At 38.7% G+C, this 24470-nt stretch carries 29 protein-coding genes; 11 read left to right on the top strand and 18 right to left on the bottom strand.

Annotated features, from left to right (window positions below):
• The first annotated feature begins 9 nt into the window (after positions 1-9).
• From NLG42_RS13830 to NLG42_RS13855, 6 genes are all read left to right on the top strand, one after another.
• The gene (locus NLG42_RS13830; protein ID WP_219071055.1) at positions 10-1425 is read left to right on the top strand and encodes an SDR family oxidoreductase; all 1416 of its coding nucleotides are present in this window, start codon (positions 10-12) and stop codon (positions 1423-1425) included.
• A 287-nt stretch (positions 1426-1712) separates the two neighbouring features.
• Positions 1713-2303, top strand: coding sequence for a TetR/AcrR family transcriptional regulator (locus tag NLG42_RS13835; RefSeq protein ID WP_219071056.1), 591 nt, complete (start codon positions 1713-1715; stop codon positions 2301-2303).
• A 118-nt stretch (positions 2304-2421) separates the two neighbouring features.
• A complete protein-coding gene (locus NLG42_RS13840; RefSeq protein ID WP_219071057.1) occupies positions 2422-3114 on the top strand; it encodes an SDR family oxidoreductase in 693 nt (230 codons plus the stop codon).
• 6 nt (positions 3115-3120) lie between these two features.
• Positions 3121-3888, top strand: a complete 768-nt coding sequence (locus NLG42_RS13845; protein WP_219071058.1) for an SDR family oxidoreductase — start codon at positions 3121-3123, stop codon at positions 3886-3888.
• A 1-nt stretch (position 3889) separates the two neighbouring features.
• Entirely contained in the window at positions 3890-4900 is a 1011-nt protein-coding gene (locus tag NLG42_RS13850; protein ID WP_219071059.1) for an NADP-dependent oxidoreductase, read from the top strand.
• A 73-nt stretch (positions 4901-4973) separates the two neighbouring features.
• Positions 4974-5888, top strand: a complete 915-nt coding sequence (locus NLG42_RS13855; RefSeq protein ID WP_219071060.1) for a helix-turn-helix domain-containing protein — start codon at positions 4974-4976, stop codon at positions 5886-5888.
• A gap of 335 nt (positions 5889-6223) precedes the next feature.
• Here the strand turns inward: NLG42_RS13855 and NLG42_RS13860 are convergent, their stop codons facing one another.
• Positions 6224-6415, bottom strand: coding sequence for a cold-shock protein (locus tag NLG42_RS13860; RefSeq protein ID WP_219071061.1), 192 nt, complete (start codon positions 6413-6415; stop codon positions 6224-6226).
• A gap of 229 nt (positions 6416-6644) precedes the next feature.
• The gene (locus tag NLG42_RS13865) at positions 6645-6947 is read right to left on the bottom strand and encodes a hypothetical protein (RefSeq protein ID WP_219071062.1); all 303 of its coding nucleotides are present in this window, start codon (positions 6945-6947) and stop codon (positions 6645-6647) included.
• Positions 6948-7680: 733 nt separating this feature from the next.
• On the opposite strand from NLG42_RS13865, the gene NLG42_RS13870 reads away from it, so the two are divergent.
• The 4 genes from NLG42_RS13870 (at position 7681) to NLG42_RS13880 (ending at position 9750) form a co-directional block, all read left to right on the top strand.
• Complete coding sequence (locus NLG42_RS13870) at positions 7681-8043, top strand: helix-turn-helix domain-containing protein (protein WP_219071063.1); 363 nt, start codon at positions 7681-7683, stop codon at positions 8041-8043.
• A 267-nt stretch (positions 8044-8310) separates the two neighbouring features.
• Positions 8311-8736, top strand: a complete 426-nt coding sequence (locus NLG42_RS13875) for a response regulator (RefSeq protein ID WP_219071064.1) — start codon at positions 8311-8313, stop codon at positions 8734-8736.
• Between the two features lie 329 nt (positions 8737-9065).
• Complete coding sequence (locus NLG42_RS24495; RefSeq protein WP_379786624.1) at positions 9066-9275, top strand: ATP-binding protein; 210 nt, start codon at positions 9066-9068, stop codon at positions 9273-9275.
• Between the two features lie 220 nt (positions 9276-9495).
• Positions 9496-9750 (top strand): hypothetical protein, encoded by a 255-nt coding sequence (locus tag NLG42_RS13880; protein WP_095927794.1) that lies wholly within the window; start codon positions 9496-9498, stop codon positions 9748-9750.
• Positions 9751-10156: 406 nt separating this feature from the next.
• On the opposite strand, the gene NLG42_RS13885 is transcribed toward NLG42_RS13880, so the two are convergent.
• Entirely contained in the window at positions 10157-10555 is a 399-nt protein-coding gene (locus NLG42_RS13885) for an NAD(P)-binding domain-containing protein (RefSeq protein ID WP_219071066.1), read from the bottom strand.
• Between the two features lie 369 nt (positions 10556-10924).
• Here NLG42_RS13885 and NLG42_RS13890 point away from each other — a divergent pair, with 369 nt between their 5' ends.
• Positions 10925-11434 carry a response regulator gene (locus tag NLG42_RS13890; protein WP_095927791.1) on the top strand — a complete coding sequence of 170 codons (510 nt, stop codon included), beginning with the start codon at positions 10925-10927 and terminating at the stop codon, positions 11432-11434.
• 141 nt (positions 11435-11575) lie between these two features.
• On the opposite strand, the gene NLG42_RS13895 is transcribed toward NLG42_RS13890, so the two are convergent.
• From NLG42_RS13895 to NLG42_RS13965, 15 genes are all read right to left on the bottom strand, one after another.
• The gene (locus NLG42_RS13895; RefSeq protein ID WP_219071067.1) at positions 11576-11782 is read right to left on the bottom strand and encodes a hypothetical protein; all 207 of its coding nucleotides are present in this window, start codon (positions 11780-11782) and stop codon (positions 11576-11578) included.
• A 4-nt stretch (positions 11783-11786) separates the two neighbouring features.
• Positions 11787-12176 carry a hypothetical protein gene (locus tag NLG42_RS13900; protein ID WP_219071068.1) on the bottom strand — a complete coding sequence of 130 codons (390 nt, stop codon included), beginning with the start codon at positions 12174-12176 and terminating at the stop codon, positions 11787-11789.
• Positions 12177-12251: 75 nt separating this feature from the next.
• The gene (locus NLG42_RS13905; protein ID WP_257681321.1) at positions 12252-12917 is read right to left on the bottom strand and encodes a hypothetical protein; all 666 of its coding nucleotides are present in this window, start codon (positions 12915-12917) and stop codon (positions 12252-12254) included.
• 71 nt (positions 12918-12988) lie between these two features.
• Positions 12989-13864, bottom strand: coding sequence for an AraC family transcriptional regulator (locus NLG42_RS13910; RefSeq protein WP_219071070.1), 876 nt, complete (start codon positions 13862-13864; stop codon positions 12989-12991).
• A gap of 88 nt (positions 13865-13952) precedes the next feature.
• Positions 13953-14159: a hypothetical protein gene (locus tag NLG42_RS13915; protein WP_219071073.1), complete on the bottom strand. Its 207-nt coding sequence runs from the start codon at positions 14157-14159 to the stop codon at positions 13953-13955.
• 154 nt (positions 14160-14313) lie between these two features.
• Positions 14314-14523 carry a metallophosphoesterase family protein gene (locus NLG42_RS13920; RefSeq protein WP_246611232.1) on the bottom strand — a complete coding sequence of 70 codons (210 nt, stop codon included), beginning with the start codon at positions 14521-14523 and terminating at the stop codon, positions 14314-14316.
• A 7-nt stretch (positions 14524-14530) separates the two neighbouring features.
• The gene (arsB, locus tag NLG42_RS13925) at positions 14531-15616 is read right to left on the bottom strand and encodes an ACR3 family arsenite efflux transporter (RefSeq protein ID WP_257681322.1); all 1086 of its coding nucleotides are present in this window, start codon (positions 15614-15616) and stop codon (positions 14531-14533) included.
• A gap of 1 nt (position 15617) precedes the next feature.
• Positions 15618-16232, bottom strand: a complete 615-nt coding sequence (locus NLG42_RS13930) for an arsenate-mycothiol transferase ArsC (RefSeq protein WP_257681323.1) — start codon at positions 16230-16232, stop codon at positions 15618-15620.
• A 42-nt stretch (positions 16233-16274) separates the two neighbouring features.
• The gene (locus tag NLG42_RS13935; protein ID WP_219071320.1) at positions 16275-16748 is read right to left on the bottom strand and encodes a DUF6428 family protein; all 474 of its coding nucleotides are present in this window, start codon (positions 16746-16748) and stop codon (positions 16275-16277) included.
• A gap of 33 nt (positions 16749-16781) precedes the next feature.
• Positions 16782-17267, bottom strand: coding sequence for a GNAT family N-acetyltransferase (locus NLG42_RS13940; RefSeq protein ID WP_219071368.1), 486 nt, complete (start codon positions 17265-17267; stop codon positions 16782-16784).
• A 10-nt stretch (positions 17268-17277) separates the two neighbouring features.
• Positions 17278-17610 carry an ArsR/SmtB family transcription factor gene (locus NLG42_RS13945; RefSeq protein ID WP_219071321.1) on the bottom strand — a complete coding sequence of 111 codons (333 nt, stop codon included), beginning with the start codon at positions 17608-17610 and terminating at the stop codon, positions 17278-17280.
• A 358-nt stretch (positions 17611-17968) separates the two neighbouring features.
• Positions 17969-19405: a TolC family protein gene (locus tag NLG42_RS13950; protein ID WP_219071325.1), complete on the bottom strand. Its 1437-nt coding sequence runs from the start codon at positions 19403-19405 to the stop codon at positions 17969-17971.
• Positions 19395-22601 (bottom strand): efflux RND transporter permease subunit, encoded by a 3207-nt coding sequence (locus NLG42_RS13955; protein ID WP_219071327.1) that lies wholly within the window; start codon positions 22599-22601, stop codon positions 19395-19397. Before NLG42_RS13955 ends, NLG42_RS13950 begins: the two co-directional genes overlap by 11 nt.
• 21 nt (positions 22602-22622) lie before the next feature.
• Complete coding sequence (locus tag NLG42_RS13960; RefSeq protein WP_095927849.1) at positions 22623-23705, bottom strand: efflux RND transporter periplasmic adaptor subunit; 1083 nt, start codon at positions 23703-23705, stop codon at positions 22623-22625.
• Between the two features lie 158 nt (positions 23706-23863).
• Complete coding sequence (locus NLG42_RS13965; RefSeq protein ID WP_219071329.1) at positions 23864-24253, bottom strand: hypothetical protein; 390 nt, start codon at positions 24251-24253, stop codon at positions 23864-23866.
• Positions 24254-24470 lie beyond the last annotated feature (217 nt).

The raw sequence follows: 24470 nt of genomic DNA on the forward strand, positions 1-24470 counted from the left end.
CGTGCAGACATGAAAATTCTATTAACAGGCGCAACAGGATATATTGGCAAAAGGCTTCTGCCTTTACTGCTGGATCAAGGACATGAAGTAATCTGCTGTGTGAGAGATAAAAGCAGGTTCTACTATCCAGATAAAGCTTTAAAAAATATCCAGCTTCTTGAAGTTGATTTTTTAGATGCAGAAAGCGTAGAAAAAATCCCTGATGATATCGATGCTGCATATTATCTTATTCATTCCATGTCAGGTGCATCTAACTATGATGAGCTGGAAAGTATTTCTGCCCATTATTTTAAGGATAAAATAAACAAAACAGGTGCAAAGCAGATTATTTATTTAAGCGGTATTGTTAATGATAAATCTTTATCTAAACATTTATCTTCCAGAAAAGCCGTCGAAGAAATTTTAAAAAGCGGAAAAAAGCCAGCCACCACACTCAGAGCAGGAATTATTGTAGGATCCGGCAGTGCTTCGTTTGAAATCATACGTGATCTGGTCCATAAACTGCCTGTTATGATTACCCCGAAATGGCTTAATACCAAATGCCAGCCTATTGCCATTGCCGATGTTTTAGAGTTTTTAAGGCGGTCACTGCTGAATGCTAAAACCTATAACGAAAGTTTTGATATCGGCGGGCCCGATATCCTTACCTATAAAGAAATGCTGCTGGGGTTTGCCCAGGCAAAAAAACTCAAAAGATATATTTATACGCTGCCTGTGATGACCCCTAAATTGTCATCCTACTGGCTGTATTTCATAACTTCAACTTCTTTTAAACTGGCTTCGGCACTCGTGAGCAGTATGAAAGTAGAAGTGGTCTGCAGGGATACAAGAATTAATGATTTATTGCTTGTCAATCCAATGAGTTACAGTCAGGCATTGCAGCGGGCGCTTATAAAAATCGATGAAGATGCGGTGGCTTCGAGCTGGAAAGACGCACAGATCAGCGGGCAGTTTAAAGGAAGCACAGCTTATTATCTCAAGGTTCCTAAAAAGGATTGTTTTATTGACAGAAGAAAAAGGAAAATCATTGACAGGGACGCTGTAATATCTAAAATCTGGTCTATCGGCGGAGAAACCGGATGGTATTACGCAGACTGGCTGTGGAGCCTGCGCGGCTTTATTGATAAGATTTTTGGAGGGGTGGGCGCCAGACGCGGAAGAACAAGCAGACATGAGATTCATGCAGGGGACGCACTTGATTTCTGGCGTGTGGTATATGCAGATAAGCAGCAGGGAAAATTAATTTTATATGCAGAAATGAAACTGCCCGGAGAAGCCTGGCTCGAATTTAAAATTTTCAATAATACATTATATCAGGCCGCCACTTTTAAGCCTAAGGGAATATTAGGCAGGCTGTACTGGTATTCAGTTCTGCCTTTTCATGGTTTTATTTTTAACGGAATGATTAATGAATTAACAAGTTAAATTGATCTAGAAAGGGCATTATATAAAGAGTTTTATTTTGAATGTGGATGCGATGGCAGCCAAAAATAGCGGAAAAAAATGGTCAGTCAAACAAGACAGGCCACGCTGGCTGAATACTTATTATTTTGCGCCAGCAGCAAATGCCCGGACTAATTCATGTAATTGAATACTTTAGCAGGCTGATCTTGTTTGATTTTTGACACTTAATTTATTAAATTTAAAAATGATTGTTAATTTTAATTTTTAAAATATACTTTTTAGTATATTTGTGCCCTAATTAATTTGCAATGCTTAGTAAAGCTGAAAGAACAAAACAATTTATACTTGAAACTGCGGTGCCGCTTTATAATGAAAAGGGGATATCGGGGGTGAATATTGATGATGTTCTCGAAGCAACAAAACTTACTAAAGGATGCCTTTACGGTCATTTTGAAAATAAAGAAGATTTATCTGAGCAGGTTATTGATTTGTCTTTAAAAATGGTTTCAGACAGAATCAGAGCCGCAGTTTATCAAGCAAAAACAATAAAAGGTAAAGTGTGTGCATTTTTAGATTTTTATAAAAACCCAATCGAAACTTATATTTCAGGAGGCTGTCCTATATTTAACACTGCGGTGGAAGCAGATGATAATTATCCTCTAATAAAAGAAAAAGTAGCTAAAGTATTTAGAAACGGCCAGCAGGAATTAGAAGCTCTGCTGCAGGAAGGCATCAATACGGGCGAATTTTCAAGTAATCTTGATCCTGCTGTCTTTGCTTTTAAATTGACAGCTTCAGTTGAAGGGGGAATTGTAATGTGCAGGGTTATGGGGACGGCAAAACCAATGCAGGGACTTGTTAAAAGCCTGAAATCTGAATTAGAACAATACGTCTTATAATTTTTTTTGATTAAAAATATACCAAAAAGTTTATTTTAAAATATACTAAAAAGTCTAAAAATGAGAATTTATTAATTTGATAACTAAAGAATAAAAAATAATTTAAATAGAAATAAAAATGAAAACAGCAGGGAATACAATATTCATAAGCGGGGGAAGTGCTGGAATAGGATTGGCAATTGCTAAAAAACTAAGCCAATCAGGCAATACGATCATAATTAACGGGCGAAATGAAGAACGCCTGCAGAGTGCTTTAAAAGAATTGGATAATGCAGCTGCGATACAAGGCGATTTATCTATAGAAGCTGATAGAATTCGAATTGCAAAACAATTAAAAGAAGATTATCCAGAAGTAAATGTAATCATTAACAATGCGGGAGCAGCATTTAGTTATCTGCTGAGTGAAACTTTAAATGCCCACCAAAAAGCCGCTATTGAAATGAATACCAACTATTTGAGTGTAATTCATTTTACGGAGCTTTTAGTGCCGCATTTACTGCAAAAAACGGAATCTGCTGTAGTTAACATTTCATCTATTTCGGTGTTTGGAAGTCATAAATTAGTTCCCACTTATGGAGCAACAAAAGCGGCACTGCACAGTTATACTGTTGCATTGCGGTATACTTACGAAGAAGAAAAAAATCTTCAAATCTATGAAGTATATCCGCCATTGGTTAATACCGAATTTTCAGCCGAGATAGGAGGAGCAGACGGTATATCACCAGATGAAGTAGCCGATGAATTGTTTCTGGCTCTAGAAAAAAATCAGTTTGATGTTCCGGTTGGTGATTCTAAGCAATTCTTTAAATAAAGCACTATGAACATAAAAGGCAAAACGATCTTGATTACCGGAGGAGCTTCCGGTATTGGGTTTGAAGCGGCCAAACAGTTTTTGGCAGCTGGAGCCAAAGTAATCATTACGGGAAGAAATCAGGTTAAGTTGGATGCCGCTAAAAAGGCATATCCTGCGATTACAGCGATTCAAAGCGATGCGGCAAATAAAGAAGATGCAAAATTTCTTTTCAGCAAAGTAAGAGAATTGGGCGGCATTGATATTTTGTATAATAATGCCGCCGTACTTGTTCCTCCATCTAATTTAGGCATCCCAAATGACAAACATATTGATGGTGCGGCCTACGAAATGCAGGTTAATTATATTGGGGTTATCAGGCTTAATAATCTTTTTATGGACATGCTGCAATCCAGAAAAGAAGCAGCGATAATAAATACGACATCAATACTCAGCCAGGCCCCGTCATTAATTGAAGCTACTTATTCTTCTTCTAAAACGGCACTGGCTTTCTATACGGTTTCGCTTCGTGAACACTTAAAAATTATTGGAAGTAATGTAAAAGTCTTTGAACTGGTCCCTCCCCTTGTTGCTACAGAAATGACAGCAGACCGGAAAGATAAAAAAATATCGGTTGAAGAAATGGTAAAAGGACTTATCAGCGGGCTTCAAAAGGAAAATTATACCATCCGTGTGGGCGATGCGAAACTCTTTAACCTGGTTAACAGGTTTTTTCCAAAAACAGCCTATAAACTAATTAACCCGAAGAAAAGCTATCAGCTTTTAAAAAATTAATATGAAAGCATTTATCATAAATAAATATACCAAAGGAGGTCTTCAGCTTGCAGATCTCCCAACTCCTGATGTAGGCAGCAACGATGTTTTGATTGAGGTTTATTCTGCGGGAGTCAATTTGCTGGATTCAAAAATTAAAACAGGAGAATTTAAATTGATGCTTCCTTATAAACTCCCTATGATTCTGGGGCATGATGTGGCCGGTATCATTACCCAAGTAGGTAAAGATGTGAAGAAATTTAAAGTGGGAGACCAGGTATATTCCCGTCCTGCGGACTATCATGCAGGAACCTTTGCCCAGTATATCGCAGTAAATGAAAAAGATGTGGCATTTAAACCCAAAAACATTTCAATGAATGAAGCCGCTTCCATTCCGCTAGTTGCACTAACGGCATGGCAGGCGCTGGTTGAGCGTGCAGATTTAAAAAAGGGGCAGAAAGCATTTGTACAGGCAGGTTCGGGTGGTGTTGGAACTATAGCGATACAGCTGGCAAAACACTTAGGTGCAGTGGTTGCCACAACAGCCAGCACAAAAAGTTTTGATCTGCTTAAAAACCTTGGAGCGGACGTACTGATCGATTACAAAACAAATGATTTTGAAACTATGCTTAAAGATTATGATGTTGTCGTAAACAGCCAGGATCAAAAAACACTTGAAAAATCGTTGAATGTTTTAAAACCAAATGGAAAAGCAATTTCTATTTCAGGACCGCCGACACCTGAATTTGCCAAAGAAATAGGACTGCCTTGGTATTTAAAAATCATTATGTCCCTGCTTAGTTATGGCGTAAAAAATAAGGCTGAAAAAAAGCAGGTGCACTACAGTTTCCTATTTATGAGGGCAGAAGGAAGCCAGCTGCAGGAAATTACAAATCTTATTGAAGCTGAGGTTATCAGACCCGTAGTGGATAAAATATTTGCTTTTGAGCAGACTAACCAGGCACTGCAGTATGTAGAAAGCGGGCGTTCGAAAGGTAAAGCTGTAATAGAGATAAAGAGTGAGAAACAGTAAATCCAGGGAGTAAAATCCAACGCATTAATGCTGCTTCTACTCTCAGACAAGTATAATTTTTTAATCGCCTTCAATGCAAAAAAATAATGGAAGCTCCGATAATACTGCTGAGTATCATCTGAATCAGTATCAGCATAATGTGCCAAGGTTTTCTTTGTACCAAATTGATGCTTACTTAAAAAAATATGATAAAAAAAGAAGGAAAGCCCATGCCGCGAACCACTATCAGATCATTTGGTTTAAAAAGGGCAATGGCAGCTATTTTGTTAATTTAAAAGCATGGGATATTGACCAGAACACTCTTTTTTTTCTGACTGAAAATGATAACCATTATTTTGACAGAAACACCAATTACAGCGGAGTTTTAATTCAGTTTAATGAAGAATTTCTAATTCAGGACAATAAGGATACTGCATTTTTTTCAAAACACAGCCTGCTGGATAATCGCAAATGGCCATTTTTTTCACTTACCAGAGATGATGCCTTTATTTTAGATGAATATTTAAATCTGATTAGAAATGAATTCGCAGATAAAAATCAAAACAGCCATGAAGAGCTTTTAAGATCTTACCTCAAAGCTTTTCTTATCCAGCTTCAGTATAGATGGGAAAAAGAATATCTATTTGATGGGCGCAGGATTTTACCTGAGGGTAAAAAGCAGCTGCTATTGATGAAATTTCTTGATCTGGTAGAGGAAAATTATAAAAAAGAACTTAAAATCTGCCATTATGCAGAACTTATGCAGATCTCTTCCAGGACATTATCGGGTCTTACCAGCCAATTATTAGATAAAAGTCCCTCTGAGATTATCTGCGAAAGGATTATTGCAGAAGCAGAAAGAATGCTACTTGGCACCAATTACAATATCAGTGAAATTGGAAATTGCTTAGGTTTTGACGATAACTCTTATTTTGTAAAATATTTTAAAAAATATACCGGTATCTCACCTTTGGATTTCAGGAGATCCAGCTTAAAAGAAATATCTTAATATTAAGCAATACTGATAATCCTTAAGCGTATTATCAATTATTTAGTTCAGAACAGAAAATAATTGTTTGCTTTTTTATTATCCAATAAGCAAACTGGTCCGGACCTGCAATAAGAAAAGATCCCTTAAATCATTCTTTGATTTACATCTATATTGATGAAGCTTATCACATATGCCAAATAATTTATTTAATGTTTTCCGTTTCATGGTTTTATATTCAGCGGAATGCTTAAAAAACTAATTTAATAAGGACAAAAGGCTCTTGAATTTTTTTATGATAAAAAAAAAGCATCTGTCTGGGACAGATGCTTTATCAAAGTGTTCTTATAGTTATGTTAAGCTATTATTACATTCACTGCGTTTGGCCCTTTTTGGCCTTCTTTTATGTCGTATCGAACCGAGTCGTTTTCACGGATATTTTCCGATAGACCTGAAACATGGACAAAAATTTCGTTTCCTCCGTTATTTGGTGTTATAAATCCGAAACCTTTTTCTTCATTGAAGAATTTTACTGTACCTTCTTGCATCTTAAATATTTAATTTGTTCAAATATAGTGTATTAAAATGCGGTAAAGGGTAAAAAGAAATTAAATTGTGTTTTTATTAACTTTTAGGAAGAAGTTTAAAGGCATAACTGCTGGTCTGCATGCTTTTTTATATTCTTTTTTTATAATTAACAAAGGTTATGAATATTGGCATTATTTTATCTGTTTGCATCGCCGGCTTCTTTAAAGTTTATCAGGCAGGTGAATTGTTTTAGCTTGGTAAGCTGCTTTTTAAGCCCCCGTCATTTTTTATTTTAATTATCCCCTTAAGGCTTACGGTGCTCTGGTCATTATCTGGATTTAAAACGATATATCCCTGCTGTTCCAAAAATATTATGGCATCTACTGTTTCTGCATGCTTCAGCTTTTCAAGAGACGGATCGCCGATATTCATGCCTGAGGTTTTAAAAACCGGGTTAAGCAGTTCTGAGAGCTCTTCAAAAGTAAGGCATGAATTAATATTTGCTGCAAGTAATTGAAGTATTTTATCAGCAAGCACAAAAGTTTTTTCCACAAAATATTTTTTTTAAAATAAGAAAATTGAATCAAAAATAAAAAAAAATGGGAAGCTATTTTTTTATATAAGGTTTTAAATCACAAAGCATTCTTCCCTCACTCCTGTAAAAGGTGTGAGCTGAAAATAATCAGTTTAGAATTTTTAAGGAAAAAAAAAGCAGGCAGTAAGTAATTAAGATGCCAAAGAGCGCTCTGCATGACAGACAATCCTTGCTGAATTTGAATCCATTTTTCCTGGCAGGCAATCATGTAAAACAGGCTGACGGCATAAAGCAAAATTTTAAGTTCGGCTGGAAGTACTATTTTATAGCGGCCAGGCAGAGTTTTGATATTTTTTAGGAAATTTTTACGGTCTTTGCAGCGTTAATTTGTATATGAATCTATGTGAAATCTAGAGATATGGAGATAAGCTGCGAAGAATTATTATGGGAGATTATTTTTTTGCTTAACGAAAAGATAAAGGATTTTTACATGCATTCTCCCATGGAGTGCTATAAAACCATGAATATCCAGTTTGCAGGCTTTACGCAGCGGGTGCCGCAGTATTATATTGCTTCATGCCTTAATATCAGTACCGTGCACCTGAGCTGCCTGGAGTATGCCATGAAAAAAAACATCCAAACAGTTAACATTTGTTATTGCATGAAAACCTCAGGTTTATTTATTTGCAGTAGTGCCTGATTCAGCATGTTCGTCAGCATAAAAATTTAAACGTAATTAAATCCAGATTTATGTACAGCAGAATAAATGAAAATATAAAAACAATCAGAGAACTTAAAAATTACACCCAGGAGTATATGGCCTTAAGGCTTAATATCACACAGGCGGGCTACAGCAGGATTGAAAAAGGCTCAAACCGGTTGAGTTTTGAAAAGCTGGAAGAAATTGCCGCAGTCTTTGAAATGGATGTTAGAAACATCATAAAGTTTGACATCAGTCATTATGTGGAACCCGGCTTTAAAAGCATTGCCGGCACAGGACAGGGCAGTGTTTTAAACAGGCTCTACAGTGACAAGATTGCCCTTCTGGAGAAACTGCTGGAAAAAACCGACAAGGAACTCAATCTTTATAAAAATAAATTCGGGTGCCTTTAAGAGAGTTTTCCTCTGGCTTAGAGCAGGCTGCGGCAGCAATGCCTTTGTGGTGCAGGGGCTTGAAATCAGTTAAGAAAAAGTTTCAATTACGGTAAGATTCCTGTTTTTGTTCAGGTTCCGGAAAATTGTGTATATTTAATTATTAGTAATATTTTGTATCATCAGATTTTAAAGTTTTAAGTCAATATAGATTATAGATATGGCTTTTTAAATTTTAAGATTCCTTAAACTTATACTATAAAATAGAGAATATTACGCCATAAAGCTATGAAAAATATCTATTTTGCCGATGACGATCCTGATGACAGGGAAATTTTTGCCGAGCTTTTTTATGAGATGTTCCCTTTGGCGGGCCTGAGGCTTTTTGAAAACGGCAAAGCGCTTATGGAAGCCCTGTCTGTAAAGCCAGATCCGCTTCCAGACCTTATCCTTCTTGATCTGCAGATGCCCTTAAAAGATGGTTTTGAATGTCTTAAAGAAATACGCAGCTGCTCAGAAGATATAAAAGACATTCGGGTTATTATTTTTTCCACCTCGGGAAATCCCCGAACTATGGAGCGTGCCTTTGGTATGGGGGCGGATTTTTATGCCGTCAAGCCCGTATCATACAGGGATTTAAAATTCCTGATACGCAGAGTCATGGAAATTGACTGGAAGGATCCACATGCGGGTCATGGTTTCCTTTTAAGCTGAAATTTTTTATTTTATTCAAAGGATGATTTGAAGTGGCCGGCCGGCCTGCTGCTTAGCAGCCGTGGCTGTATTTCTCTGCGCAGTCAAAGCTTTTGCGGGGGGCTAGGCAGTGAGTGCCAAGGCAGAGCAGCCGGATCTGCCGCTGCAGGTATTTTTAATCTCAGGGCACAAGTGATATTATTATCAGTTTTACTTTCAGCATTCACTCCAATTTTCTTTCAGCGTTCATTGCCGCAGTCTGCTGTTATATCAAAGTACTGAAAAGAAACAAGGGATATTGAGCTTTAATGGATTGCGGACATATTTGAAAGACAGAGCTTTTTTACAGTCTGGTGCACAATGCCCTGAAATTATCCAAAGCAGAGGTACCGCCCCGTGTGGCTATCGCCTGCGGTATCATAGAAGACGAGCAGGGGGATTGGATGCAGATCAGTATTGAGGATAATGGCATCGGGCTTAATGATGCTGACAGTGAGCGGATCTTCACGTCCTTTGACTGTCATCATTCCAAAGACCAGTATGAAGGCAGCGGTGTGTAGCTTTCGCTCTGCAGGAAAATTGCTGAGCAGCATGGCGGCACCACAAAAGCCAAAGGACCAGGGCTCGGTCTTTACGTTGCTGCTGCTCTTAAAGCAGCGGAGCAGCAAATTTTAGGCCGTACAGGTTATTTTTTAACATTCAGGCATGCCTGGGTTAGCTTTTTAATAATTATATTTGATTTATAATCACAGCGGTTTATCACCGTAAGTTTTTTTTACAATGCACAGACAAGTACAATTCAGGGTGAGAAAGGATCTGGAGCCTCAGCAGCAGCTCAGGGTAATTAAATTAAAAGGAAGCCTTATTTCAAAAGGCTATACCGAGATTATCCATATCATGGACCAGGACGAGCAGTATCATATCAATACTTTTGAGACCCAGCCCGATAAAAGAAATGAAGTGCAGCAGTATATTGAGGCCTTTATAAGTGAGCAGAACCTCTCGCAGACCATATCAATAGATTACCCAGCTTAACTCAATTAACTCAGGATTTTTACCCAGGCCCGTCTGCTGTACCCAGGCGGGCTTTTTTGTTTTTGGTATCAAAGATCCGAAAAACCGTTTTCTTCACATCAGAAGGCCGGAGCATCCCATACGCCGGGGCAGCTTTTTTTATACCCTAACAAGTGAGCTTTGGTTTTCATTGCGGTCCGATGCAGGAAGCTGTCTTTTTAATTCGGTTTATTATGAAAACGGCCCTCTGCGGGGACGCATTACTGGTTTTAATTTCATTGCTGTATTTTGCAGATGCAGCCTGCCGGTAAGATCAATGGGTGTAAAATTCAGTGTTTTAAGAAAATTCCGGGTGCAGTTTCCCGAAGCCTTGTGATCGGCAATAAAAAATATTTCTTCCCTATTTGTATGGGCCGTGCATTTGCTGTCAGCTTTTAAATCTATCGGATTGAAGAGCTTTACAATATGGGCCTCGGGGGAGCAGCGATGCCGTAATTTTGTAGGTCATTGTATGGGTTATGCCCGATAAAAGCGAGTGGGGATCAAAAATCAGGCTGCTGGTATGCAGGATTATTTTTCCTGACATCTCCGGCAGCTTCTTCAAGACACACTCCAGATCATCCTTTGCAAGGAATAAAAGTATAATATCTGCTGCCGCTGCCTTCTCAAGGGAGCCAAGGGCGGCATTGGATCCCATTTTTGCAGTAACTTCCCCTACAAGGCTGCTGCCCCTGGGATTGTGCAGGGTAATTTTATATCCTGCCCTGGCAGACCTTATGGCCAGTTCAAGGGTAAGGCTGCCGATTCCTATGATTCCAATTCTCATAATTATTTAGGTTTAATGATACAGGGCTCATTATATAGAACATACACAGACTCTCAGCCTTGAAGCTCGCGCCGGTTTTTTTTAAGATTTTTTTAATCAGACTAAAATTAGTACAAATGCCTTGCAGACCTGCCCGTATTTTTACCTGTTTTTGGATTTTTTTTCAAAGACCGGGTCTGATCTCCGGTAAAGGCAGCAGAATTGTCAGCGAGGCCATAGTGCTTTATAAAATCTGGCCGGCAGTTTTTTTTGAATTATTTGTGCCTGCTCTTTGCGGGCTAAATTTCCTGCTGTTTTTAATATTATTGGTTTACAGGAATCTTCTAAGCATTTTTGCGCTACATTTGATGAGTTTAAATCCGCTTTGAGATGATAAATTCTGAGAATGCCCGCACGTCCCCTGAAGGGGCAGATGAAAAAGAGCCGGTAAAGATTATACTGGCCGAGGATGATACCGAAGACCAGGAATTATTCCTTGATGCCTTGGAGGAGGCTGAGGTGCCCTCTGAGGTAACGACCGTTGAAAATGGTCAGGAGCTCCTAGATACGCTCAGGGATGAATCCAAGCCCAATCCCGATATGATTTTTATCGATATCAATATGCCCGTTAAAGGAGGGAAAGAGGCGCTGGAGGAAATAAAGAAAGACGATGGGCTTCGGGACATCCCGGCCGTTATGCTTTCCACTTGGGATCATGCTTCGGATATTGAAGATGCCTTTGAGAAGGGGGCCGACCTATATTTGCAGAAACCCAGTTCTTTTGCCGGATTTGTGCTGCTGCTGAAAAAAGTGTTCTTTCTGCACTGGGCCAAAGCCTTGATGGGTCCGGTTAGAAATTTATTTTTTGTCTCGGAAAAGCATTTGTCAAACCGGGAATGACCGGGGCTTTTTCACTGTGCATTTTAATGGGATCAAAGTCATGCAGCATGATCTGTGTTGTCCGGATCAAAGTCCTCAAAAAAGGGAAGCAGGCAGGTCTTCGTGTAATGGGAATCATATTATCACAATAAAGTACAGGTATCAAATTAATTTTTTCATGGAACTGTCCCCGCTGTCTGTTATAATCTTTTGTAGCGGACCACGGCGCAGAAGGATTTCACTGCCAATCGGGGCTAAAATCTGGGAGGCATTTTTTTGCTGATCAAAAAAATCTGTTTTATAAGAGAGCATCATTTTGGTAAGTTGTGGTTTCAAAAGGACACAATGCAGGGATTGTTTGGTCTTCATTGGTTTACCAGGTATTCTGTAAAACGATTTCTCCTACTGATTCGTTTTTATCTGCCACTGTTTTTATAATGCTGTACCGGGTATAATTTTCAACTGTAATTTCAATAAGATAAGGCTGCGCGCTAAGGTTTTTTATTAAAAATTCCCCATTATGATCCCAGACCTTTAAATCCTGGATTTTTTTTCTCTGATCTGTAAAAGCATTAAGCTCGAAAACCTTAATTGAAAATGATTCAATAGGATTGAATCCGCTATCTACAATCCTTCCCCAGATACTGAAGCTTTCCTTCTGTGATTGAGCAGTGAAAAGGGGCATAAAAATAAGGGTAATTAAAAGTATTCTTTTGATCATAATATTTGATATTAGCTCATATTTACAGGCCTTTCTTGACATAAGGGGGTGCCTGGGAGTCCATAAATGAATTTTATCACAGAAGTAGGCTCTCCCGGCATCCAGGGGGCATTGTTTTTAATTTTTATAATTGATCCTGATGGTTTTAAAGTCTCCTCCGCTGCTGTCTGCTGTAAAGAGCCCTATTTTTCCCTGTGATGCACTGCTGAGTTTCTGCACTGTAAGGGAAGGCTGGGCCGCATTGTTTATAAAGGCTTTGACAGTTGCGCCCTCAATTACTAATTTCATTGTAAACCAGCCGTTGGGGTCTGGCGGATTGATGATTTCTTTCTCAAAAACCGCATTGCTCTGCTTTCTTAATCTATCCCAGGTAAAATCGGGATGGGAAATATACTGTACGGCATGAATTCTGCGTATGGAATCTTTAGCAGAGAAATTAAAAGGACGGCAGTAGACAGCATCATAAGTGCTGTCATCGGCACGGTGAAAGGCAATCCCTATAAAACTCCGCTGGAAAACGTCTTTTCCCCGCATTTGGATTTCAATTGTACCGTTTTTAAAGTCCTTAAAAGGCAGCCATACAAGGCCTTCCTTTTTGCTTTGGGCTATTTTTAGATAGGCTCCGCTGTCACTGGAAACAATTTTGACCTCTCTGTTTACCGGTTTCAGCTTACCTTTTTTGTATAAATCAGCAAGTTCAATGGTTTGCTGCTGCTGTCCAAATAGTAAGCAGGGGAGCAGTATCAAGGTAAACATTAAGGCAGATCTGGTGCTGTTTTTCATGGATAGGCTGTTTTTAGAAAAATATTTTCATCCGCAAAAATACAATACAGCCCAAAGGGAATAATTACCGGTTAGATAACAGAACTACCATTTTGATAAGCATTCCTGAATTCTTTTGGGGAAGTCCCGGTCTGCGCCTTGAAGAAACGCGTTAGATGATTGGCCTGGGAGAATTCAAGCCGGCATGAGATTTCATTTACATTAAGCCTGGTATAACACAGCAGGGACTTTATTTCAAAGAGTATAAATTCATTTACCATTTCAGAGACGGTAACCCCGAACTGCTTTTTGATGCATTTATTGAGCGTAACCCTGCTGATGCCCAGCTGCCGGGCGTAATAGTCGATGTTTCTTGTCCTGCGGACTTGATTCTGGAGGATCTCCTTGAACATAAATGCAATGCTGTTATTTTCTGTTTCGCAGGAGAGAAGGTAATGCGATGCATAGGCCCGGTTGAGTTTGATCAGTATAACATACAGCAGTGCCCTTATAAGGTGTTCGCTGTCTGATCTGAATGTTTTTATCTCAGCGAGCAGCTCGCAGATTATATTCTCCAACTGTGAAAAGAAGTCATCATTAACCTTGATATAGAGCGGTTTGGTTTTGTTGTAGAAATACTGCAGCCTGAAAGTGAAGAGCTTGTCAGAGAAGAAATCAGATAGGAAGCTGTCCTGGAAAAAAAGGAAAGAACACTCTATTTTAGTCTTGTCCAAAAACCATTTTCTTTTTTGAAATGGAGAAATAAAAATCACGGTTTGGTCTGAAATTTCAATTCGCTGCTGGTCAAGTTCTAAAACCCCGTTTCCTTTAGAGAAAAATATAATTTCGTAGAAATCGGTATCATGGAGCTCACTTTCAAAAAAATAGTATGGAATGTCCCTGTAAGTGCCTGTATCGATAAGCAGCTCAGCTTTATATTTGTTTTTTAAGAATTTAAATCTCTTCATTATCAGTATGTTTTCCGCATGATCATATAGGCTGCAAGGCTGTAAAAATAGTTATTTAAACCCGGATTATGCATAGCCGGACCGCTGTTTAATTATTCAAACAGCTTACAGGTGCATAATACTGCATTAAAAGGATTAAAACCAATACGGCGCCCAGATTGGGACGGTCAAAAAGAATGGTGCTGAATATCCGCTGTATGCTTTCAGCGGCATCTTCTGGAGGCGGCCGATTGATAATATAACCGGTAAAAGTAAAAATATAAGATGCAGGTGATGTCAGTAAAATCTTTCTCATTTTTATCCTCAAGCAGATATTCCCTGTCGCTGTAAGGACTGCCATGAACCATCAAAATCTTTATAAGTTTTCTGGCCGTCTGATATTCAAGTTTGATGTGGGCAGGAAGAGCAGAAAGATATTTTATCTGCTCTTGACCCACAATCTGATATGCTTAGCTTTCAATGTGATTTGAAACGTCATTGTGTATCTTGACAGCTGTGACGTCGTGATTTCCCGCAAGGTTAGGAATATGCTTTTTACGGATCTCATTGAAATCTCCTAGGTAGTAAACAGCGTCAATATTCTGCTCTTCAATACTTTTTAAGGTCTGCTCCAATGCAGGGAAGTTCGCATGTATATCCGATATTATTGCAATTCTCATATTTCTTTTAAGCAGTTTCTGCAGGCAGCTGTTTTGCGAAATACTTCTTTCTGAACCAGAATGCAAGGTTTACCAGTGCTATAAGAGCAGGCACTTCTACCAAAGGACCTATAACACCTGCGAAAGCCTGGCCGCTGTTTATTCCAAACACGCCGACTGCCACGGCAATGGCAAGTTCGAAATTATTTCCTGTAGCCGTAAAAGCTATAGAGGCCGCTTTTGAATAGTCAGCTCCAAAATATTTTCCTGTAAAAAAGCTGATGATAAACATTACAGTAAAATAAATCACAAGCGGTATAGCAATACGTACAACGTCCATAGGAATCTGAACAATAAGTTCCCCTTTCAGGCTGAACATTACAATGATCGTAAAGAGCAGTGAAATTAGAGTAATTGGCGATATAAAAGGCACGTACCTATTCTCAAACCATTCAGAGCCTTTCAATGCGATAAGAGCATAACGGCTTATGATTCCCAGAGCAAAAGGAATACCCAGGTAGATAGCCACACTCTCGGCAATCCGTGCAATGCTTATGTTCACCTCAAAACCATTATATCCGAAATAGGGAGGGAGAATGGTTATGAAAAGGTAAGCGTATACGCTGTAAAGCAGCACCTGAAAAATGCTGTTAAGTGCGATAAGTCCTGCTGCATATTCACGGTTTCCGTCTGCCAGATCGTTCCATACCACAACCATTGCGATACAGCGTGCCAGACCGATCAGGATCACTCCAATCATGTATTCAGGATATCCGTTCAAAAACAGGAGCGCCAATAAAAACATTAAGACAGGGCCTACGATCCAGTTCAGGAACAAGGAGGCGCCCAAGACTTTTGTGTTTTTGAAAACCTGACCCATCTGCTCGTATTTTACTTTTGCCAGAGGTGGATACATCATCAGGATAAGCCCTATTGCCAATGGAATGTTTGTGGTTCCGCTGGAGAATGAATTGATGAAATCTCCGCTTGAAGGAATAAAGTATCCTATTGCCACGCCTATAGCCATAGCAAGGAAAATCCACAGGGTCAAGAAGCGGTCAAGGAAGCCTAGTTTTTTGCGTCCGAGGGCTGGTGCACAATTATCTGCTGCCATTTTATTTTTTTATTTGTGAGAATACGTAAAACATTTCAGTTCCTATCTGCCCGCTGCGCTCCAGATAAGTTTCTTTCTGCTGAGGCGTTCCGTCAGAAATTTTTGGATCGTCAAAAGTGATCGGGATTCTTTTCTCTGCGCCTGCTATAAACGGGCATCCGCCGTCAGCCTGCGAGCAGGTCATTATTGCGGCAAATCCGCTTTCAGGATTGAAATCATCATCATAGGTTTTGGAAAAACCAATGACAGGAAGTCCGTCAGGTGAATATTTTATGGAATAAACGGGGTTTGATCCCTCTGAAAGAGTTTTGATGTTGAATCCTGAATGCTTCAAAATCTCCGCTGCCATTGGGAAAAGGGCAGTAGCCTCGGTTCCCCCCGAATAGCATGAAACGTTTTCGATGCCGTAATAGGCAGCCGCAGTCTGCGCCCAAACCTGCGAGAGATGGCTTCTTCTGGAATTGTGCGTGCAGATTAGGTTTAGTCTGGTTTCCAGCTTACCGTCCGCTTTTGTCTGAATGAAGTCGATTAGTGGCTGCAGGACTGCTTTGCGCTCTTCGGAGATCTGCTTAAAATCAAATGATTTAACGGTATTCTCAATTTGTGGATATAACATAGTTTTTTGGCTGTAAAGGTTTATTGATTTTCTGTTTAATGATTAGCAGCATCCTCCGCCCGGAGTGCATGAAGCGCCATTATCAGTATTTAGCTGAGATAATTTTACTTTTGGCTTATCAGAGGCAATGCCGCACTGCTCCTGAGCAAGGCAGGCTGTCTGTTTATTCAGCAGAGTGAAGTTTCTGCCGTTAAAATCCAAATCGTATTTACCGATAGTTGTGTTCTGGTACTCCACTTCAATTTCATGGTCTTCAATTCCCAATACTTTTTCTGAAAGCTCAATGATGTGAATCAGCTTTCCGGGTTTAAGCCTGTGTTCGTAGTCGCTGGCATCCCAAAGCTGGAAATTTACAACCGTTTCTTTTCTTACTGTTCCTCCGCAGTCGATGAAGTTTTTGGTAACCAGGCCTACTTCAGTCACGTGGAAATATTCCGGTACAAATGTGCCGTTGGGCAGTTCAAAATTTACAGCTTCAACTGTTTTAAGCACTTCTTTAATTTCTGAAAGTTTCATGTTTTTTTATATTTAGTTCAACTATATTTTTTATTAGATAATAACGGAGCTTCTTCTTTCAAGAATCGCAGTATCTCTCCAGATACCATTTTGTTTTCCAATTTTCTCCCTTACACCAAGTATCCTGAAACCTGCTTTTTCATGAATGCGCAGACTTGCTGTATTCTCAGGAAAGATCCCTGCCTGAAGTGTCCAGATTCCTTCTGCTTCGCTCTGCCGGACAAGTTCATTTAAAAGAGCAAGCCCGATTCCTTTTCCTGAATGTGCTGGATCCACATATACGCTCACCTCTGCAACCCCTGCATAAACGCAGCGTGAAGAAACAGGGGTAAGGGAAGCCCAGCCAATTGCCTTGCCATCTTCCTGCATCACAACTCGGCAGGACTTAAGATGTGACTGATCCCAGTTTTCCCATGAAGGGGCGCTGGTCTGGAAAGTCGCATTGCCGGTATCTATCCCTTTTTGGTAAATTAATTTTACCTGATCCCAGTGTTTATCCGAAAGTTTTCTGATTTCCATATCTTTTAGATTAACAGCATTCGCTTCTCTTTTTTGCAAGATTTGCTGATATATGCTCAAAAAAGCCTTTTATCTTTTCCAGTCCGGGTTCATTGATGCAGTAGCAGATAGAATTTCCTTCGATGCTTCCTTTAATCAGACCTGCATTTTTCAATTCTTTCAAATGCTGTGAAACTGTCGGCTGCGAAAGGGGAAGTTCGTTTACAATATCTCCGCAGATGCAGGCATCCACTTTTAATAAGTATTCCATAATAGCAATACGCGCAGGATGGCCTAATGCTTTGGCTAAAACAGCCAGCTCATTCTGGCTTTCTGTAAAGTGATCTGTTTTTGTTGTTCCCATCGTCTTATATTTATATTGCAATATTACGATATACAATTTAAAGAAAAAAAGATTTTATGTTTTTCTTTTGCTGGGTAAGATGCATGATCCGCAGAGGGCGCCCAGATTGTCCATAGCCGCGGTAAAGAAGGAAAGCAGTACCTGAATTATTTTTTAACGGCAGCTGAAAATGAGGCAGAGCTTATAAAATCATAGGTGCGGCGGAAGATTGCGGACAGACTCTATTGCCTGAGGGGCATACGCTTAGGAATTATACAGCTGGATTAGTTTTAGATTTGATCCGGGATTAGGTGGTAAGCAGAAAAGGAGCCCTGTTAAAAAACAGGGCTCCTTTAAAAAAAAATAAAAATGAAAACTACTAATTCCAGCCGCCGCCTAAGGCTTTATAAACATTAACAAAAGCATTCATCTGCTGTTTTTTGGTTTCGATAAGTTCAAACTTAGATTCTAAAGCATCTTTCTGGGTCAGTAAAACTTCCATATAATCTGCCCTGGCAGAACTAAATAAGTTATTGGATATCTGAACAGATTCGTTTAAAGCATCAACTTGTTTTGACTTCAAATCATAGCTTTTTGCTGTATTTTGAATTTTAGAAAGCTGATTCGCAACTTCAACATAAGCGTTTACCAAAGTTCTTTCATAATTGTAAACTGCCTGAATTTGTTTGGCGCTTGCAGTAAGATAACTTGCCTTAATAGCATTTCTGTTGATCAGAGGAGCAACCAAATCTCCGGCTATGGAATACAATAGAGATTCTGGAGAAGTCAGCAGATACTTGGCATTGAAAGCTTCATAACCAATTCCTGCTGAAATGCCCAGCGATGGATAAAATTTAGCTTTAGCGGCCTTAATGTCGAGTTTTGCAGCGATTAGTTCCATTTCTGCTTTTTTAATGTCGGGACGATTCTCCAGAAGCTGAGAAGGCACTCCGGCATGAATATCTGCAGGAGTTATAGAACTGAATGTATTGCTGTTTCTGGCAATTTTTTGAGGAAAACGCCCCAACAGGAAATTGATTTTATTTTCTGTTTCGGTTATCTGCTGCTGTATGTCAAACTGAATGCTTTGCGTGCTTAAAATCTGAGCCTCAAACCGGCGTACAGCCAGTTCGTTTACCCTTGCCGCTTCTTTTTGTATTTTTACGACTTTTAATGCATTGGTCTGAATGTCAATATTTTGTATGATGATTTTCAATTGATTATCCAATGCTAAAAGTTCGTAATACGAATCGGCTATTTCTGCAATCAAATTGGTAACTACAAAATTCTTTCCTTCAATAGAACCTAAATAACGGTTTAAAGCTGCTTTTTTAGCATTATGCAGTTTGTTCCAAATATCGATTTCCCAACTTGAAGTCAGCGCAAAACGATAATTAGGAAGCGGATCTGGTGTTTCTTTCCCAGGCATAATTTCTGTTGTAGCTTCACCAGAACCTGTGCTTGTGTATCTTCCTGACTTCGTTACATCTGCACCGGCGCTAAAACCTACAAAAGGCAGGTATTCTCCTTTTCGTGCTTTTACTTCGCTTCTGGCAATTTCAATTTCCTGAAGTGTGATGTTTAATTCCTGATTGTTTTTTAAAGCGATATCAATCAGATTTTCTAAATTTTCGTCTGTAAAATAACTTCTCCATTTTACTTTTCCGGTATTTAGAGTGTCTAAGCCAGTGTCAGCATAGTTTTCTGGCAGTGTTTTGTTTTCTGTTTTTTCTACAATAGTTGTCGTTTTACAACCCGCTATGGTGAGTAATACGCAGGCAAGACCTGCGTATTTTATATTTCTGTTATTCTTCATTTTCCTCCGTTTGATTGTTTGTTGAAAAATCATGTACATGATGCATAAAATCATCAGATAATGAACTTTCTTCTTCTCCTTTAATTAGTTTTCGGCCTTGAGCCAATGAACCAAAAATGTAGTATAGCCCCGGAACAATAATTACTCCGAAAATGGTTCCGAAAAGCATTCCACCAAGCGCGGATCCTCCAATAGTTCTGTTACCGATTGCACCCGCTCCAGAAGCGAAAATCAACGGAATCAATCCTGCAATAAAGGCAAATGATGTCATTAAGATTGGTCTGAAACGAACCTTAGCGCCTTCAATAGCGGCTTCGAGAATGGTAGCGCCCTGCTGGTGTTTGAGGACGGCAAATTCGACTATCAATACGGCATTTTTACCGAGCAGTCCGACCAACATAATTAATCCGATTTGCGCATAAATATCGTTTTGTAAGCCCATCATTTGAAGAATGACAAACGAACCTAAAATTCCAACAGGAATCGATAAAATCACTGAAAACGGAATAATAAAACTCTCATATTGCGCAGCTAACACAAAATAAACGAAAGCCAATACGACTAAAAAGATGTAAAGTGATTCGTTACCTCGTCCAGCTTCATCATAAGAAAGACCTTCCCATGCAATATCATATCCTTTAGGCAATGTTTTAAGCGCTGTTTCCTGTACTGCTTTAATGGCATCAGCAGTGGTGTATCCTTTTGCAGGCTGACCCTGAATAGCAGCAGAATTATACATGTTGTAACGCGTGATCTCATTAGGTCCCTGTGTTTTTTTAAGCGTCATAAAAGCAGAATAAGGCACCATTTCTCCATGATCATTTTTTACATAGAGATTCAATATATCTGACGGAAGTCTTCTGAATTTTGGATCAGACTGCACGTATAATTTAAAGAAACGTCCAAATTTGATGAATCCTTGTTCGTAGGTACTTCCGATTAGAATGTTGAGGTTTTCCATCGCTTTACCAATAGAAACTCCTTTCTGCATCGCTAAATCATTGTTGATCTCTAATTCATACTGCGGATAATTGGCAGCGAAGAATGTAAACAAACCAGAAAGCTCTTTACGTTTGCCTAATTCGGCCATAAACTGCTTGTTGATTTTGTCAAAGTCCTGATAATTGGTATTGGTTGTTTTGTCTAACAAACGCATAGAAAAACCTCCAGAAGAACCAAATCCTGGAATTGCAGGCGGTTCAAAAAACTCTACAACAGCACCCAGATCTTTAGATTTCTTTTCTAACTCTTCCATGATTTCTGTAACAGAATGTTTTCTGTCCGACCACGATTTCAAGTTAATCAAACACGTTCCAGCATTAGAACCACGGCCTTCCGTCATGATTTCGTAACCCGCCAAAGAAGAAACCGATTCAACACCTTCAACCTTTTCACAGATTTTCTGCAGTTTCTGCGCTACCTGATTGGTTCTTTCTAAAGTTGCACCCGGTGGTGTTTGAATGATTCCGTAAATAGTTCCCTGATCCTCACTCGGAATAAATCCAGAAGGTAAAACTTGATTTTCTATAAAAATGAAAGCACAGAACGCAATTAAAATTCCGAAAGTTAGAACTCTTCGGCTCACAATTGTTTTTAGAACGACAACATAACGGCCTGTAAGTCTTTCAAACCATCTGTTAAAAGCATCAAGAGACTTCGTCAAGATATTTCCTTTTTTCTCTTTTCCGTGATTGTTTTTCAAAAGAATCGCACAAAGAACAGGAGTAAGGGTTAAAGCCACAATTGCTGAAATAATAATCGAGCTTGACATGGTAACCGAAAATTGTCTATAAAAAGTTCCAACCGGACCCGACATAAACGAAACAGGGATAAAAACCGAAACCATAACGGCTGTAATGGCGATAATCGCACCTCCAATTTCACCCAAAACTAATTTTACAGCATGGTAAGGCGTAATATGCGGAAATTCTTCAAACTTGGCATGGACGGCCTCGACAACGACAATCGCGTTATCAACTACAATTCCTATCGCTAATACCAATGAAAATAGGGTTACCAAGTTGATTGACATTCCAAACATCTGGATCACAAAGAAAGCTCCAACCAAAGAAACTGGAACGGCAATAATTGGAATTAAAGTGGAGCGCCAATCTCCTAAAAATATAAATACAACTAAGGCAACCAAAATAAAGGCATCTCTCAAAGTATGAACCACCTGATCGATAGAAGCATCTAAGAATTGCGAAACGTCATAACTGATTTTATAATCCATTCCTGGAGGAAAACTTGCTTTCATTTCTTCCAGTTTCGCTTTAACGTCATTGATTACGTCGCTTGCATTACTTCCGTAGTTTTGTTTTAATACAATTGCGGCAGAAGGATGACCATCTAGATTGGAGTAAATATCAAAGAATTCACTTCCTAATTCTACTTTTGCAATGTCTTTTAAGCGAATGCTTTCACCTTCAGAATTCGCACGGACAATTACATTTTCGTATTGTTTTGGCTCGTCGTATCTTCCTTTATAAGTCAATACATATTCTAAAGATTGTGCTGCAATACCAGAACTTTGTCCTAATCGTCCCGGACGGCCAATAATACTTTGTTCTTGTAAAACTTCCATCACTTCTTCAACAGAAATTTTGTAAGCTCGCATTCGGTCAGGATTCAACCAAACACGCATGGCATATTTACGGCTTCCTAAAATTTGAGTTCTCGCAACACCTTTAACACGGCTGATTTCCGGAATCATTTTTACATCAGCGTAGTTGTAAAGGAATTTTTCATCCATGCTTTTGCTTTTCGAATAAAGATTCACATACATCAGCATGCTGGGCTGAATAGGGGTAATAACAACTCCTTCACGCTGAACCAGTTCAGGTAATAATGGCATTACCTGATCGACCCTTGTTTTGACTCTGATTACAGCTTCATTAGGATCGGTTCCTGGTTCAAAAATGATTCTAAGTGTTGCTTCTCCAGCACTTGTGGCATCTGTCGCCATATAACGCACACCTTGTGTACCGTTAAGCGAATTCTCTAAGGTGATTAAAGTAGATTTTACCAATACATCGGCACTTGCTCCCGGATAAGCAATAAAGATATTTACAGTTGTGGGCGCAATTTGAGGGAATTGCGAAATAGGTAGCTGTTTGATCGACAGCGTGCCTATAAATACAATTATAATCGAAATTATAATTGCAAAAACGGGTCTATGTATAAATTTATTAAACATTTCTTTTTCTTTTAGATTCGGTTATTCCGCATACAGTTCTAAGTTGGACATAACCGATTCGGGTTTTAAAACTTCGTAGTCTATTTTTTGATTTTCTTTTACAAGACGAAGTCCCTCTAAAAGTATTTTATCATGAATCGACAAACCTTCTTTTATTACAAATAGGTGAGGCATTTCCGCGGCAATAACAACCTCTCTCGATTTTACTGCATTGTTTTTATCAATTACATATACATATTTCTTGTCCAAAACTTCAAATGTGGCTTTCTGAGGTATCAGCATAGCATTTTTCAGTTCTATCGGCATCTGGATGCTTCCGGTTTCCCCGTGTCGTAACAATCTTTTTGGATTTGGAAAAACAGCTCTAAAAGGAATATTTCCTGTTTCATTATCAAAATCGGCTTCAATGGTTTCTACAACTCCGGGATATTGGAATTTTTTATTGTTGGCCATCAATAAATAAACTTTCATTTTACCATTTTTTCCTGCTTTTTCCTGATAATCTAAATATTCAGATTCCGGTACATTATAATATACCCACATTGAACTGTTGTCTGCCAATTCTGTAAGCAGTTCGCCTTCATCAACTAAACTTCCCTGACGGACATGAAATTTATCGATGATTCCGTCAAAAGGCGCTCTGATTTCTGTAAACTGAAGATGAACTTTGCTTAAGGCCATTTCAGCATTTGCTTTTTCCAGTTTGGCTTTTGCCATTGCCAGTTCATTTGGAGAAACCACTTTTTCGTCAGCTAATTTTTTAGCATTTTGGTATTCTATTGAGCTGAAACTTACTTCTGCTTTAGATTTTTTTAATTCGGCTTCATAAAGCGCAGGCATAATTTTAAACAACAGCTGGCCTTTTTTAACCATTTGTCCTTCATCTACATAAATTTTTTCAAGGTAACCGCGCTCTTGCGCTCTTATTTCGATATGTTGAATAGAGTGTATCTGCGATACATAATCTTTTGTAATGGTAGTATCTTTTTCAATTGGATTCGTAACCAGAAATTTGGTTTTTTGCTCTTTTTCTCCTTCTTTTTTAGAGTTGCAGCCTGCAAAAACTAATGCACATAAAGACATGAGCATGAAAATTCTTTTCATAATAATTTCAGAATTAAAACGTAATGATTTTGATTTTTTTAACAGCCTTAAATAAGGCTGAAGTATTCCACATCCGTTTGCCGGCTTAGAGAAATCATCTGCTGGCAAAGGATAAAACGGTAAATTGGAAATAGTTTGTGACTACTTAGGATAAAAAATCAAATTCTGAAAACTTGAAATCGAAGGTATACTTTATTAGAAAGTAAGGCGAAAATTTTAAAGTTATTAGCCTTTTTGTTAAAGGCAGGACACACTGCAAATTTATTGCGGCGCAGGAAATGTAAAAAGCAGCTGCTTTTTACAAGCTGTTTTTGAATGGTGGAAAAATTTTCTTCATTTTCTTCATTATCTAAAAGACAGCATTTTCTTTTGAAGGTTTCAACAAAATGTCTTTTAGCCAGATAAGCTCCCATATCGGACTTTATTTCCTGAAGTGCTGCAGGGTGCGGTTTTTTCTCTGAGAATTGGCTGCTGCTTGTATATACACTGCCATATCCCATTAACAGGACAACAAGTGACAGGGTAAAACTAGCAAACCATTTTTTCATAGGAAATACAAATTTAGATAAAGAATTTTATAAAAACAATCACTGTAATTTACTAATTTATGGCAAATGGTAATTTGGGATTTTTTAGACGATTTATTAAAAAAATCATTTATTTTTAGCCCTCATATTATGAATTGGCAAATAAATAGAGATTATGCCTTGTCTTTTTTTATCAAAAGCCGGCCGTTTTAAAGAAAATGAAAAGCTGGGCACCAAT

The organism is Flavobacterium plurextorum, assembly GCF_024638035.1.
Taxonomy (GTDB): domain Bacteria; phylum Bacteroidota; class Bacteroidia; order Flavobacteriales; family Flavobacteriaceae; genus Flavobacterium; species Flavobacterium plurextorum.